Genomic DNA, 13898 nt, shown 5'->3' with positions numbered 1-13898 from the left:
CGTCCGGTGGTGCCTCTCGCACCCCGTCGGGCTGATCACCGAACCCGCGCGGGCGCAGGCCGTCCTCGACGCCCGCGGCGCCCGGCTCACCCCACGTGCACCGCGGGCCGCCGGCGCAGGTCGGGTTCGGCCTCCCGGAGGATCTCGCGGGTCACCGGGGCCACCTCGCCCTGACCCGTGAACAGGTAGCGGAGCAGGTGCAGCACGGGGTTGCCCTCGGTCCAGTCGAAGTAGACGTGCGGGGCGCGGCCCGTGACGTCGCGGACGTGCAGCAGGAGTGCCGCGATCGCGTTCGGCGCGGAGGGCGCCTCGGTGCACAGCACGCGGTAGGGGCCGCGCTGCTCGCCGACCACGCTCAGCGAGGTCTCGAACTCCGACGGGTCGGTGATCCGGACCTCGACCAGCAGCACCTTCTCGGGGTCCGGGATGTTGTGGTCCTCGCGCTCCTCCGCCAGCTTCGCCCGGTACTCCTCGTCGCGGGCCGGGCTGGAGGACTCCCCGGGCCGCGGCTCGTGGGCGACGAGCCGGACCGGGCCCGGGGCGCACGAGTCCAGGAAGCCGCGGGCGACGTCGTCGAGCCGGACCTCGGTGACCCGCAGCTCGAAGGCGCGGACCACCCGGGACGCGAACGACACCACGAGGATCCCGACGATGAAGCAGGCCGCGATCTTCACGCCCTCCGGCCGCTCCGCGATGTTCAGCGCGGTCGTGTAGACGAAGACCAGTGACACGACGGTGAAGCCGGCGAAGACCGCCCGGCTGCTCTTCCGCCGCGCCGAGAGCGTGACCGCGATCGCCGCCGAGGTCATGAGGACCAGGACGCCGGTGGCGTAGGCGCCGCCCTGGGCGTCGACGTTCGCGTCGAACAGCACGGTCACCAGGAACGCGATCGCAGTGATCACGAGGACGAGCGGCCGCACCGCCCGCGCCCAGTGCGGGGCCATGCCGTAGCGCGGCAGGTAGCGCGGCACCAGGTTCAGCAGGCCCGCCATCGCCGAGGCGCCGGCGAACCAGAGGATCACGATCGTCGACAGGTCGTAGACCGTGCCGAACACGGGCCCGAGGTCCGCGTGCGCGAGGTACGCGAGGGCGCGGCCGTTGGCGGAGCCGCCGGGCGCGAGCGCGGGAGCGGGGACGAGGAGCGTCACCACCACGCTCGACGTCACCAGGAACGCGCTCATGATCAGCGCCGCGGTGGTGAGCAGCTTCCGCGCCCCGGCGATCCGGCCGGCCGGGCGGCGCTCGGTGTCGTCGGGCCGGCCCCTGATCAACGGCATCACCGAGACCCCGGTCTCGAAGCCGGACAGGCCCAGCGCGAGCTTGGGGAACACGACCAGCGCCACCGCGAGGGCCAGGAACGGGTTCGGGTACTGCATCTCCAGCAGCCGGGTCCAGTCGGTGACGACCTGCGGCGCGGTCGCGATGCGCCGCAGTCCGTCGACGACCACCACGGCGTTGAGCCCCAGGTAGACCGCCACCAGGACGACGGCGATCCGGATGGCCTCGCCGAACCCGGCGAGGAAGACCCCGCCCAGAAGGGCGAGCAGGAACAGCGTGATGCCGACGTCGTGCCCGTCGAGGAGGGACGGGACCAGCGGGTTCTCGACGACGTGCGCGGTCGCGTCGGCGGCCGAGAGCGTCATCGTGATGAGGAAGTCCGTGGCGGCGAAGCCCAGCAGGACCAGCACGAACACCTTGCCGCGCCAGAAGGGCAGCAGCCGCTCGAGCATCGCGATCGAGCCCTCGCCGCGCGGGCTCTCCCGCGCCACGCGGCGGTAGACGGGCAGCGCGCCGAGCAGGGTGACCGTCACCAGCACGACGGTCGCCAGCGGGCTCAGCACGCCGGCCGCCAGTGCCGCGATGCCCGGTTGGTAGCCGAGGGTGCTGAAGTAGTCGACCCCGGTGAGGCACATGACCTTCCACCACCGATGCCGCTTCTCCGGCTCCGGCGGGTGGGTGTGCGGCCCCTGCCGCGCGTGCCGGCTCTCGCCCTGCAGCAGCCACCCCCCGACCCGGTGCCGGCTGCTCTCGATCACGCCCACCGCGGCAGCATCCCGCTGATCCGACCACCGGGCCAGACGGTCCGTGTTTCGTCCCGTTCGCGAGGGCGGTGGGTGGCGCGGAGGGGCCCCCGTCGCGCGGGGTCGTCGCGCAGCAGGTCGCGGTCGTCACCCCTTCGTGTGGAGCCTCGCGCCTCCCCCGGCGCGCGGCCGTTGTGCCCGATGACGCTCGTCGGCACCGCCGCCAGCACGAGGAGGCGGGACGACGAGGTCCCCGGACGGACGAGTGGAGCTCCTCATGCGCACGACGACCCGCGCGGCACTGGTCGGTGCGGCGACCGGCGCGCCCGACGTACTGGGCCCGGTCATGAGCGTGCCGAACCCGGCCGCCCCGGCCGAGGAGCCGGCCGCCGGGGAGCCGAGCGCCGAGCAGCAGGTCGTCGACCCGGACAGCCGGCTCACCATCCGGTAGGACCCGTCGGTTCCTCCGGGGAACCGCGCGCCGGCGACGCCGGAGGTGCCCACGACGGCCCTCCGGCGTCGCCCGAATCCCGATCCCCGAGCCGCTATCCGGCTCCGCCCGGCCTGGCCCGCCGGACGCCCTACCCCTCCCCCGGCTCCGGCGGTTCGGCGACCGCCGCGCGGGCGGCCGAATCGGTCGGGGCCCGACCGGCGAGGGCCGCGAGGGCACGTCCGTCGCCGACGTCGGCACCCGCCCGCTCGCTGAGGATCCAGCGCACCTCGAGCAGGTCGCAGTAGGCCTGCACGGGCGACCCGACCCCGCCGAGCGCGGCGTGCGCCCGCGCGGTCCCGGGCTCGAACACCTCGTCCCGCCAGCTCCGCGCCGCCTCCGCCTCGCCGACCTCGCGGCCACGGCGCCGCGATCGGGCCGCCTGGTACGCGTGCAGGTCGCCGAGCAGGATCCTGGCCTGGCCCTCGCCGGCGTCGAGCCCGGTGAGCGCGCGCAGCTGGTCGGCGTGGAACCGCCGGTCCCCCACCGCGACCTGCAGCCGCAGCGTGCCGGGCCCGTCGCCGGTGGGGCGCAGCGTGACCTCCTCGACCGCGAACCCCAGCTCGTTGAGCTCGCGGATCGTGCCCTCCACGCGGTACCGGTCGCCGAACGAGTACACCGGCTCGGTGTGCAGGACGTCCCACAGCGCCCGGTAGCGGCCCGGGATCGCGAGCGCCTCGTCGATCAGCTGGTCGTGGATCTCCGGCGGCCGGTCCAGCCGCTCGGCGAGGTCGACCATCCCGGCCGCGACGTTCTCGACCAGGATGTCGAGGTCGATCTGCCGCTGCCCGTCCGACAGGGACGGATGGACCTCGCTGGTCTCGGCGTCGACCAGCCAGGCCTGCAGGATCTGACCGTCGCGGGAGAACAGGGTGTTGGCCAGCGAGCAGTCGCCCCAGAAGATCCCGTGCCGGTGCAGCTCGACGAGCAGGCCGGCCATCGCGTCGAACAGCCGGGCCCGGTGCGTCGGCCGGTTCGGCGGCAGCCGCATCAACAGCCGCCGGTACTGCCACGAGCCCTCTAGGTAGCGGGTCACCAGGATCGCGGTGTCCTCGGCCTGGAACACCACGCCCGCGGGCCGGACGGCCGGCAGGGCCAGGTCCTCGAGCGTGCGCAGCACCGCGTACTCCTTGCGCGCGACGCGGTGCGGCAGCTCCTTGAGGGCCCACAGCAGGCCGTCGCACCCCACGAACCGGACGAGGTGGCGGCTCGGGCCGACGGCGATGTCGCGCAACGGGACCTCGGCCGGGCTCCACTCCCCGAGCGGCTGTTCCCAGGGCAACGCGAGCAGGCCCGGGGACAGGGCACGCAGCGTGAGCTCGGGCGAGGCCGTCATCCCCGGCCCCGGCGGAGCGTTCCGGTCGACGCCGACACGGTCCCGAGGATAGTGACCGCCGTTGCCCCGGCGTCGCCGTCCGCGAGGCGGCCGCCCGCCCGACCTGCTCGGCCCCGACGGCGCGACGGATCAGTAGTTGCCCTTGGCCGACCACCCGCCGTCGACCGGGTAGACCTGCCCGGTCACGAACCGGCCCTCGCGGAACAGGTACGCCACCATCGAGGCGATCTCCTCGGGCAGGCCGAGCCGGTCGATGATGTGGGCGCGGGCGTTGGCCGCCTTCATCTCCGGCGTGATGTCACCGAGGATCGGGGTGTCGATCGTGCCGGGGGCGATCGCGTTGACCAGCACGTTCCGCGGGCCGTACTCGAAGGCCGCCTGCTGCGTCAGCCCGATCACGCCGCCCTTCGCGGCCGAGTACGAGGCCAGGTTCGGCAGTCCGCGCAGCGCGGCGAGCGAGCTGATGTTCACGATCCGGCCGCCGCCGGCCTCGATCATCGACGGGAGGACCGCCCGCATCCCGAGCCAGACACCCTTGAGGTCGGTCGCGAGGACGTTCTCCCACGCCTCCTCGGTCAGCCCGACGACCGTGTCCTCGCTCTGCATGTTCACGATGCCGGCGATGTTGGCCAGCAGGTCGACCCGGCCGTGCCGCTCGAGCACCCCGGCGATCCCGGCCTCCCAGTCGGCGGCGCGGCGGACGTCGAGCCGCACGCCGACGGCCTGCCCGCCCTCCTTCTCCGCGAGCGCGACGGTCTCGGCGGTGTCCTTGATGTCCGCGCACGTCACCAGCGCACCCTCGGCGGCCAGCCGGAGCGCGGTGGCCCGGCCGATGCCCTGCGCGGCGCCGGTGACGACGGCGACCTTGTCGCGCAGCGTGGCCTCCTGCAGCGGGGGGAGATCGGACACGACGTGCTCCTCTCGACGACGGCCCGGCCGACGGTAGGAACCGCCGCGCACCGCCGACAGGGCGGCGCCGCCGAGGTGTTGGGAGAGTCCACAGGACCGCGCGGCCCGGTTGGGGACGTCGACAACGCCGCGCGCACGAGGGGGATGACACCCCCGCCCCGCCCCGGGACGCTCCTGCGGCACCCGACGGAGGAGGCACAGGTGGACGGCACGGGACCGGTCTTCGGGCTCTGGTACGACTTCCGCAACCCGGACCCGGAGCGGCCCTTCGGCTCGTTCTACCGCGAGGTCCTGGACCAGATCGCCTGGGCCGAGCAGAAGGGCCTCGGCTCGGTCTGGCTGACCGAGCACCACTTCTGCGACGACGGGTACAGCCCCTCCCCCTTCGTGCTGGCGTCGGCGATCGGCGAGCGCACCGCGACCCTCCGGATCGGCACCAACCTGATCGTCTCGCCGCTGCACAACCCCGTGCGGCTGGCCGAGGACGCCGCCACCCTCTCGCTGCTCACCGGCGGCCGGTTCGACCTCGGCGTCGGGCAGGGCTACTGGGAGCGCGAGTTCGCGGCGTTCGGGCAGACGGTGCGCAACCGGCCCAGCCTGCTCGAGGAGGGCGTCGAGATCATCCGGCGGGCCTGGGCCGGCGACGCGAGCGGCTTCTCCGGCAAGCGGTACGCGCTGCCCGAGGGGCTGGCCGTGACCCCGCGGCCGGAGACGGCGCCGCAGCTGCTCGTCGGGGCGATGGCCGAGCCCGCGATCGCCCGGGCCGCACGGATCGCCGACGGCTTCCTCTCCACCCAGAACGCCCACCAGCAGGCCTATCTCGACGCGGTCGCCGCGCTCGGCAGGCCCGTCGAGGACGCCAGGATCTACGCCGGCCAGTGGGCCGTGATCGCGGAGGACCCGGAGCGGACCTGGGCACGGATCGGCGAGCACGCGCTCTACCAGCTCAACGAGTACATCGCCTGGGGCGCGTTCGGCCCGCCCGACGCCACCCCGCGCTTCACCGACCCGCAACAGATCGTCGACGCCGGCGCCTACCTCCTCTGGGACGCCGACACCGCCGTCACCGAGCTGACCGCGCTGCTGCGGGACCGCCCGCAGATCCGCGACGTGCACTTCTGGGCGCAGCTGCCGGGCGAGCCCGTCGAGAGCGGCTCCGAGCGCGTCGAGTACCTGGCCACGAAGGTGATGCCGCAGGTCCGCGAGCGGCTCGCCGCCTGACCCCGACCCCCGAGAAGGAGACGACATGGCGTACCTGGAGCGCGACGGCAAGCAGGTCTACTACGAGCACCACCGCGGCTCGGGCGGGCGCCCGGTCGTGCTGGTGCACGGCTGGGGCGCGACGAGCGAGTGCTGGGACACCACGCTCACCGCCCTCCTCGGCGCGGGGCACGAGGTCGCGCTGATCGAGCACCGCGCGTGCGGGCGCTCGGACAAGGACTTCGACGACGTCTCGGTCGAGGCCATCGCCTCGGACGTCGTCGCCCTGGTCCGGCACCTGGACCTGGACCGACCGGTGCTCAACGGCTGGTCGCTGGGCGGGGCGGTCGTGGGCGCCGCGGCGGCGGAGCTGGGCGACGCGATCTCCGGCGTGGTCCTCACCGGCGGGGCGAGCCCGCGCTACACCGCGACCGACGGGTGGCCGCACGGCGGCAACGCCGCCGACACCGAGGCCGTGCTGGCCGGGTTGGCCGCGGACCGGCCGTCGACCTTCCGCGGCATCGCCTCGGCGGTGTGCGCCAAGCCGGTGCCCGACGACGTGCTGCAGGCCATCTGGCTGCAGTTCATGCAGACCGGCGCGCGGGCCGCCGACACGATGCGGGGGCTGATCGACCTCGACCAGCGCGAGCTCCTCGCCGGGCTGGCGGTGCCCGTGCTGTCCCTGCACGGCACGGACGACGCCTTCGTGTCGTTCTCGGGCGCGAAGGCGGGCATCGAGCTCTGCCGCGACGGCCGGCTCGTCGAGTTCGCCGGGGTCGGGCACGCGCCCTTCCTGGAGGACCCCGACACCTACCGCACCGAGCTCCTGCGCTTCCTGGCCTGACCCTGCACCGCGGCGGTCCCCTCCGCCGGGTCGCCGCCCACCAGCCGCATCGCCAGCGCGGCGTACCGGGTGGCCAGCTCGTCGATGGCGAGCCGGCCACCCGGTTCCCACCACTCGTTCGGTCCGTTGATCATGTCCAGCACGGCGAGCGCGGACAGCCGCGGGTCCTCGCACGCGAACGCGCCCGCCGCGGTGCCCGCGGCCAGGAAGTCCCCGAGGGCGTGCTGGTAGCGGCGCCGGTAGACCTGCACCTCGTCGAGCTTCCCCGGGGACAGTGCGCGCAGCTCGCGCCCCGCCACCCACCACGCGTCCCGGTTGGCGCCGATGTGCCCGACGTGCCCGCGGACCAGCCGCTCCAGGCGCTCCCGGTACGTCCCCCCGCCCTCCAGGATCGGCAGCTGGTCGACCACCAGGTCGCGGTCGACCACGTAGATCGACTCGAGGAGCAGCTCCTCCTTGCTGGCGAAGTGGTGGTAGAGCGAGGCGGCCTGGATGTCGGCCGCCTCGGCGATCGCCCGCATGCCCACGCCGTGGTAGCCGCGCTCGCGGAACAACCGGCTCGCCACCGCCACGAGCTCCGCGCGGCGCGCGGCCGACCGCGGCCCGCGCGGCCGGGCCCGTGTCCCCCGGGCCCGGGCCGCCTGTGCCTGCGTCACCGTGGATCCCCCTCCGGTCGGCACCGCCCCGGAGATCGAACCACGCGGGATCGAACCCCGGGCCGGCGGTTCATGCGCTGCCGCCGCGGGCCAGGTCGTCGATCTGCAGGGCGAGCTGGGCCGCCAGCAGGGCGTCGAACCGCCGCAGGTCGAGGCCGCCGACGTGCTCGATGCGGCCCAGGCGGTAGCGGATGGTGTTCTCGTGCACGCCCAGCACCTTCGCCGTGGCACGCACCTGTGCGCCGCAGGCGAGGTAGTGCCGGAGCGTGTCCGTCAGGTCGCCGCCGGTCTCGGCGTCGTTACGGCGCAGCGGGCCGAGCAGCGTCTCGGCGAACTGCACGGCCACCGAGGTGCGCTCGCCGTTCACCACCAGCCGCAGCGTGCGGAAGTCCGCGGCGTCGAGGACGCCGGGCCGACCCCCGAAGCCGGCCACGATCGCCTCGGCGTCCCGGCACTCGGCGTGCGCCGCCGGGTAGTCCTCGACCCGCCGGCAGACCGCCGAGACGACGGCCCGGCGGCAGCCGGTCAACGGCCCGAGCCGGTCGAGCACCGCGCCCAGCTGCGCCTTCACCCGGGCCTCCGGGGCGCTGCCGGCGGGCAGCCCGGCGAGCAGGACGACGGCGTCGGGCTCGGCGATCGCGAGCACCGGCACCCCGATCGCGTCCGCCACCACCGCGGAGGCCGGGGCCCGGCCGTCCCGGGCGCTGCGCCCGTCGGCCACCGGCAGCCGCACGAGCAGGTGCGGCCGCTCCACCTCCAGGCCGACGTGCGCCGCCATCCGCCGCAGGTCGTCGGGGGTGCGGGAACCGCGCAGCAGCTCGCCGAGGACGTCGTCGCGGGCCTGCACGACCGCCTGCGCGCGCCGGGTCTCCGACAGCGACTGCAGGGCCAGCACGGCCGCGGCGTACTCGGCGACCGCGGCGTCGGCGGGGCCGAGCCGCCGCCCCGTCTCGACGACGTCGAGGTAGCCGGACACTTCCCCCTCACCGACCAGCGCGGCCACGAGGTGACGGCGCATCAGGCCGGCGTCGGGATCGGGCGGCAGCACCGCCGTGGTGCGTTCCGGTCCGAGGTCGGCGAGCGCCGTGCGGACCCGGGCGGTACCGGGCAGGAACGAGGACTCGTGCAGCACCGCGGGCCCCTCGGGCGCGCTCCAGGCCACCGGGTGCAGCGCGGCGTCGAGCAGGGCGACGCCGGTGCCGAGCATCGACGCCAGCAGCGAGACCAGCGCGTCCCCCTCGGCCCCGCTGGCCACGGCCGCGGACAGCCGCCGCTGCAGCTCCCGGGTCCGGCCCAGCTCCGCGAGCTCGCGGCGCTGCCGGGCACCGACGTCCGCCTGCCGCTCCCGGCCGAGGATCGTCTCGGCGAGGCCGGCGTACGGGGCCGCCGCGGTGGCGTCGCGCTCGGCGGCGGTGTCGTCCGGCGGACGGCCGTCGACGGCGGGGCGCTCGACCTCGAGCACCCCGGCGACCTCCCCCTCGACGAGCAGCGGCACCGCGGCGCTGGTGTGCAGGCAGCGCTGCGGGTCGCCGTCGGCGGCGAGGCGGGCGAGGACGCCGTCGGCGCGGCGCGCGTACACCACGCAACGCGCGGCACCGAGTTCGGCGCGCGCCGCGCGCACGACCAGCGTCAACGCCGCCGTCACGTCCTGTTGCGGCGGCTCCGGGCGGACCGTTGTAGGACTCGCCATGGCTCTCCCTCGACGTCGTTGGTTCGGCAGGGCCCTGCGACTACCGTCACAATCTGCCTCCCTAACAGTCGTTAGGCAAGAGTGGACGCGGGACGAGACACGGAAGGACGCCCACATGGATGTCGGTGTGCTGCTGGTGTTCCAGAACTGGCACGAGAACCTGTCCGACGGCGAGATGTTCCGCCAGGAGGCCGAGCTCGGCGTCCTGGCCGAGGAGTACGGCTTCGACTCCGTCTGGGCCGCCGAGCACCACTTCGACGACTACTCGATGTGCCCGGACAACCTCCAGCTGATGACCTACCTGGCCGGGAAGACCTCGCGGATCAAGCTGGGGACCGGCGCGGTGATCCTGCCGTGGAACGACCCGCTGCGGGTCGTCGAGAAGGCGATCATGCTCGACCACCTGTCCGGCGGGCGGGTGCTGCTCGGGATGGGCCGCGGCCTGGCGAAGATGGAGTACGAGCAGTTCGGCGTGGACATGAACGAGTCCCGCCAGCGCTTCGACGAGGCCGCCCCGGTCATCGTCGCGGGCCTGCAGAACGGGTACGTCGAGAACGACGGGCCCTTCTACCCGCAGCCGCGGGCGGTCGTGCGGCCCGGCCCGAACCCGGAGTACGACTGGACCGGCCGGATCTACGGCGTCGCGATGTCGCCGGACTCGGTGCCCGCGGTGGCCAAGGTCGGCGCCCGGATGATGACCTTCATGCAGTACCCGGCGGAGGTCCACGCCGAGTCGATCAACCGGTACCGCGACATCTACCGCGAGGAGCACGGCACCGAGCCGCTGCCGGTGCACACGCAGGACTTCATCTACTGCCACGAGGACCCGGAGGAGGCGGAGAAGACCGCCCGCGAGTACCTGTCGCGCTACTTCCTGTCCGTGGTCAAGCACTACGACTTCGCGGGCAAGCACTGGCGCGAGACCAAGGGCTACGAGGCCTACCAGGTCGGCGCGGACATGATCCGCGAGGCCGGCATGGAGGCGGCGGCCGCCGGCTACGCGGACACCCAGGTGTTCGGCACGCCGGAGCAGTGCATCGAGAAGTACAAGCACCGCCTCGAGGTGCTCGGCCCGCACCACCCGAGCATCGCGCCGTCGTTCGCGGGCCTGCCCTTCGACAAGGTCCGGGCGAGCCTGAAGCTGTTCGGCGAGAAGGTCGTGCCCGAGCTCAAGAAGCTCGGCGTCGAGGCTCCGGCGGCGGTCTGACGTGGGCGCGCTCGAGGAGGAGAACAAGAAGGTCGTCACCGAGTTCATGGAGGTCTTCTCCTCCGGTGACGTGCAGGGGATCCTGGGCTCGCTGACCGACGACGCCACGTGGTGGGTCGCCGGCAACATCCCGGGGATCTCCGGCACCAAGGACAAGGCGGGCTTCGGCGAGATGCTCGGCGGCATCGCGGAGGGCACGACGACCGGCGCGATCACGCTGACCCCGCTGGCGTTCACCGCCGAGGGCGAGCGGGTCGCGGTGGAGACCGAGTCGTACGCGGAGCTGAAGAACGGGCGGGTCTACAACAACCTGTACCACTTCGTGTTCACCGTGCGGGACGGCAAGATCAGCTCGGTGAAGGAGTTCCTCGACACCGAGCACACCACGGCGGTGTTCGTGGCGCCCTGACCGGGGCGACGACGACGAGGGGCCGCGGGTTCTCCCCGCGGCCCCTCGTCCGTGTCCGGGCCGGTGTGCGCCGGTCAGGCTGCGCCGGTCAAGCGTGGACGCCGGCCGACCAGTGCTCGCGCAGCGACCGCTTGTCGAGCTTCCCCACGCTGGTGCGCGGCAGCTCGGTGGTGACCTCGACGCGCTCGGGCAGCCACCAGCGCGGTACGCGCTCGCCGAGCCGCGCCTTCAGCTCCTCCCCCGTCGCCGTCGATCCGGCGTGCAGCACCACCAGCGCCAGCGGCCGCTCCTGCCAGCGCGGGTGCGGCACGGCGACCACGGCGGCCTCCGCCACCTCCGGGTCGGCCAGCAGCGCCTGCTCCAGGGCCAGCGAGCTGATCCACTCGCCCCCGCTCTTGATCAGGTCCTTGGCGCGGTCGACGATCCGCATCCAGCCGTCCGGGTCGATCACGGCGACGTCCCCGGTCATCAGCCAGCCGTCGTCGAACCGTTCGGGGGCCTCGCCGAGGTAGTACCCGGTGGCCACCCACGGCCCCTTGACCTGCAGCTCCCCCGCCGACTCGCCGTCCCACGGGAGCTCGCCGCCGGCGTCGTCGACGATCCGCCACTGCAGGCCCGGCAGCAGCCGGCCCTGGCTCTGCGTGCGCCGGCGGTGCTCCTCGCGGTCGGCGATCGGCCGCGGCGGGCGGGTGAAGCTGGCCATCGGGGACAGCTCGGTCATCCCCCAGCCCTGGTAGACGGGGATGCCCAGCTCCTCCTCGAGGTCGCGGATCAGGGCGAGGCTCGGGGTGGAGCCGCCGAGCACCAGCGCGCGCAGGCTGCGCAGGTCGCCGCCGTGCTCGCGGACGTGCCGGAGGATGTCGACGGCCACCGTCGGCACCATCCCGACGTAGGTGACCTTCTCCCGCTCGATGATCCGCGCGATCTCCGCCGGCGTCGGGTGCGGCCCGGGGAGCACCTGCGTCGCGCCGGTCATCGTGGCCGCGAACGGGACGCCCCAGGCGTTGGCGTGGAACATCGGCACGACGTGCAGCACGGTGTCCGCGGCGGAGATCGCGTGTCCGTCGGCGAGGCAGGCGGCGAAGGTGTGCAGGTACAGACCGCGGTGGCTGTACCCGACGCCCTTCGGCCGGCCGGTCGTGCCGGAGGTGTAGCAGAGGACGGCGAGGTCGTCCTCGCGCACGCCGGGCTCGCCGTCGTAGGCCGGGCCCTCGACCAGCAGTGCCTCGTAGGCGTCGCCGGTGTCGAGCACGCCCAGCTCGGGCTGCACGCCGTCGAGCAGGTGGGCCAGCTCGGCGTCGGCCACGATGAGCCGGTCGTCGGCGTGCCCGGCGATGTAGGCGATCTCCTCGGCGGACAGCCGCAGGTTGAGCGTGTGCAGCACCGCCCCGACCTGCGGGACCGCTGCGTAGAGCTCGAGATGGCGGTGGTGGTTCCAGGCCAGGCTCGCCACCCGGTCCCCCGGCCGCACGCCGAGCCGGCGCAGCGCCCCCGCCAGCCGGTGGACCCGGTCGGCGTAGGCGGCGTAGTCGTAGCGCAGGACCTCGTCGCCGTGCGCGTACGCCACGATCTCGCGGTGGGGATGGTGCCGGCGCGCCCGACGGAGGAAGTCGGTGATCAGCAGCTCGCCGGGGCGCGTCGTCATGGCGTCAGGGTCGTCGGGCGGGCGGGGGCTGTCACCCGCCCGCGGCGCGGCGGCTTGTGGGCTCCTTCAAGGCCCGGCCCGGCGGCGGACCGGGGCGGAGCGTCCGGCGTGACCGGAGCGGTCAGCGGGCCGGTCGGCCGCACGTACAGGCCGATCGCCCCGAGCACCGTGCGCGGGAACTCATCGCCGCCGGCGGTTCGAGTTCCGGGGGAACGGTTATCCGGGCGCGTGGGTGCTGTCCTGGCAGTGGTGGCGGCGGCGCTGAACGCGGCCGCCTCGGTGTTGCAGCGCAAGGCGGCCCGCGAGGAGCCCGCCGAGCGGGAGTTCTCGATCGGTCTGCTGTTCGACCTGGTCCGGAGGCCGTCCTGGCTGGGCGGGATCGCCTGTGTGATCGTGGGGTTCCTCGTCCAGGCCGTCGCGCTGACGCTGGCCGGGGTCGCGGTCGTGCAGCCGCTGCTGGTGGCGGAGCTCCCGTTCACCGTGCTGCTGGCCGCATGGGCCTTCGGCGCGCGACCGGGCCGCCAGGAGTGGACGGCGATCGCCGTGCTCGCCGCCGGGTTGGCGATGGTCGTGGTCGCGCTGGCCCCGCAGGGCGGCGACCCCGTCGGGGTGCCCGGCTGGATGTGGGCGGTGGGGTCCGCCGTCGTCGCCCTGATCGTCGGGGTGACCGTGGCGGCCGGCCGCGCGACGACGGGTGCGGCGCGCGCGGGATGGCTCGGCGTCGGGACCGGCACGGCGTTCGGCTACGTCGCGGTGCTGGTGGCGGCGGTCGGGGCGATCGCGCAGCGGGAGGGCGTGTCCGGGGTCCTCACCGCGTGGCAGACCTGGACGGTGGTCGTCGTGGGGCCGCTGTCGTTCTTCCTGCTCCAGACCGCGTTGCAGGCCGGGAGCCTGGTGGCCTCGCAGCCGGGCTTCACGTTGGCGAACCCGCTGCTCGCGACGGCCTGGGGCGTGGTCGTCTACGACGAGCACGTCCGCGGGGGCGCCTGGTACGCCATGGCGGCCGCCGGCGGCGCCGCCCTGATCCTCGGCACGTTCGTGCTGGTCCGCTCGCCCCTGCTCAGCGACAGCGACGACAGCGGCGACAGCAGCGAGAGCGACGACAGCAGCGACGACAGCCGGGCCGCGCCGCGCTGAGCCCGTCCCCCGATCGCCCGACACCCCGCTCCCCCGGCGGATCGGGCGTCGGCCCGACGGTGCCCCGGGCGCCGCGGCGGGACGGTGTGTCCAGCGGGGAACGAGCCCCGTGGACACCGACAGGGAGCACGGCCATGAGCATCACCTTCACCCGCACCGCCCGCCGCACCGACCGCCCGCGCCGCCGCTGGAACCCGTTCCGGCTCGAGCAGTTCCGCCCCGCCGCCCCCTTCGGCGGCATCCTCCCGGCCGACCGCGACCGCGAGCGGGTCCTCGCCGACCTGCGCGCCCTCGGCGCCCCCGGCGACCTGATCGCCTGTGCGCACGTCTGAGCGTGTGGCATCGTCCGGGGCC

General features: G+C 74.4%; 13 protein-coding genes. 7 read left to right on the top strand and 6 right to left on the bottom strand.

Annotated elements, in window-relative coordinates; genetic code table 11:
• Positions 1–86: 86 nt before the first annotated feature.
• Positions 87–2042 (bottom strand): APC family permease, encoded by a 1956-nt coding sequence (locus LWC35_RS12170; protein ID WP_232870181.1) that lies wholly within the window; start codon positions 2040–2042, stop codon positions 87–89.
• A 256-nt stretch (positions 2043–2298) separates the two neighbouring features.
• Between LWC35_RS12170 and LWC35_RS12165 the strand changes: the two genes are divergently transcribed.
• Complete coding sequence (locus LWC35_RS12165; protein WP_232870180.1) at positions 2299–2472, top strand: hypothetical protein; 174 nt, start codon at positions 2299–2301, stop codon at positions 2470–2472.
• Positions 2473–2602: 130 nt separating this feature from the next.
• Here the strand turns inward: LWC35_RS12165 and LWC35_RS12160 are convergent, their stop codons facing one another.
• Both LWC35_RS12160 and LWC35_RS12155 read right to left on the bottom strand, forming a co-directional pair.
• Positions 2603–3847 (bottom strand): DUF4032 domain-containing protein, encoded by a 1245-nt coding sequence (locus LWC35_RS12160; protein WP_232870179.1) that lies wholly within the window; start codon positions 3845–3847, stop codon positions 2603–2605.
• 129 nt (positions 3848–3976) lie between these two features.
• Positions 3977–4756 (bottom strand): SDR family NAD(P)-dependent oxidoreductase, encoded by a 780-nt coding sequence (locus LWC35_RS12155; RefSeq protein WP_232870178.1) that lies wholly within the window; start codon positions 4754–4756, stop codon positions 3977–3979.
• A gap of 201 nt (positions 4757–4957) precedes the next feature.
• Between LWC35_RS12155 and LWC35_RS12150 the strand changes: the two genes are divergently transcribed.
• Together LWC35_RS12150 and LWC35_RS12145 are read left to right on the top strand one after the other, a co-directional pair.
• A complete protein-coding gene (locus LWC35_RS12150; RefSeq protein ID WP_232870177.1) occupies positions 4958–5977 on the top strand; it encodes an LLM class flavin-dependent oxidoreductase in 1020 nt (339 codons plus the stop codon).
• Between the two features lie 25 nt (positions 5978–6002).
• Positions 6003–6800 (top strand): alpha/beta fold hydrolase, encoded by a 798-nt coding sequence (locus tag LWC35_RS12145; protein ID WP_232870176.1) that lies wholly within the window; start codon positions 6003–6005, stop codon positions 6798–6800.
• Here LWC35_RS12145 and LWC35_RS40225 read toward each other — a convergent pair.
• Together LWC35_RS40225 and LWC35_RS12135 are read right to left on the bottom strand one after the other, a co-directional pair.
• Positions 6767–7456, bottom strand: a complete 690-nt coding sequence (locus tag LWC35_RS40225) for a TetR/AcrR family transcriptional regulator (RefSeq protein ID WP_232870175.1) — start codon at positions 7454–7456, stop codon at positions 6767–6769. The genes LWC35_RS12145 and LWC35_RS40225 overlap by 34 nt on opposite strands.
• Before the next feature lie 70 nt (positions 7457–7526).
• Positions 7527–9146 carry a helix-turn-helix domain-containing protein gene (locus LWC35_RS12135; RefSeq protein ID WP_232870174.1) on the bottom strand — a complete coding sequence of 540 codons (1620 nt, stop codon included), beginning with the start codon at positions 9144–9146 and terminating at the stop codon, positions 7527–7529.
• A gap of 115 nt (positions 9147–9261) precedes the next feature.
• On the opposite strand from LWC35_RS12135, the gene LWC35_RS12130 reads away from it, so the two are divergent.
• Both LWC35_RS12130 and LWC35_RS12125 read left to right on the top strand, forming a co-directional pair.
• Positions 9262–10353 (top strand): LLM class flavin-dependent oxidoreductase, encoded by a 1092-nt coding sequence (locus LWC35_RS12130; protein WP_232870173.1) that lies wholly within the window; start codon positions 9262–9264, stop codon positions 10351–10353.
• A gap of 1 nt (position 10354) precedes the next feature.
• On the top strand, positions 10355–10762 hold the full coding sequence (locus LWC35_RS12125; protein ID WP_232870172.1) for a nuclear transport factor 2 family protein: 408 nt from the start codon (positions 10355–10357) through the stop codon (positions 10760–10762).
• Between the two features lie 88 nt (positions 10763–10850).
• Here LWC35_RS12125 and LWC35_RS12120 read toward each other — a convergent pair whose 3' ends face one another.
• Positions 10851–12407, bottom strand: coding sequence for a long-chain-fatty-acid--CoA ligase (locus tag LWC35_RS12120; protein ID WP_232870171.1), 1557 nt, complete (start codon positions 12405–12407; stop codon positions 10851–10853).
• Positions 12408–12635: 228 nt separating this feature from the next.
• On the opposite strand from LWC35_RS12120, the gene LWC35_RS12115 reads away from it, so the two are divergent.
• Both LWC35_RS12115 and LWC35_RS12110 read left to right on the top strand, forming a co-directional pair.
• Positions 12636–13544: a DMT family transporter gene (locus LWC35_RS12115; protein WP_232870170.1), complete on the top strand. Its 909-nt coding sequence runs from the start codon at positions 12636–12638 to the stop codon at positions 13542–13544.
• Positions 13545–13678: 134 nt separating this feature from the next.
• Positions 13679–13876: a hypothetical protein gene (locus tag LWC35_RS12110; protein WP_232870169.1), complete on the top strand. Its 198-nt coding sequence runs from the start codon at positions 13679–13681 to the stop codon at positions 13874–13876.
• Positions 13877–13898 lie beyond the last annotated feature (22 nt).

This window comes from Pseudonocardia kujensis (assembly GCF_021283305.1).
Classification (GTDB): domain Bacteria; phylum Actinomycetota; class Actinomycetes; order Mycobacteriales; family Pseudonocardiaceae; genus Pseudonocardia; species Pseudonocardia kujensis.
Note: the sequence above shows the minus strand (reverse complement) of the source record. Positions and strands in the feature narration are given on the sequence as shown.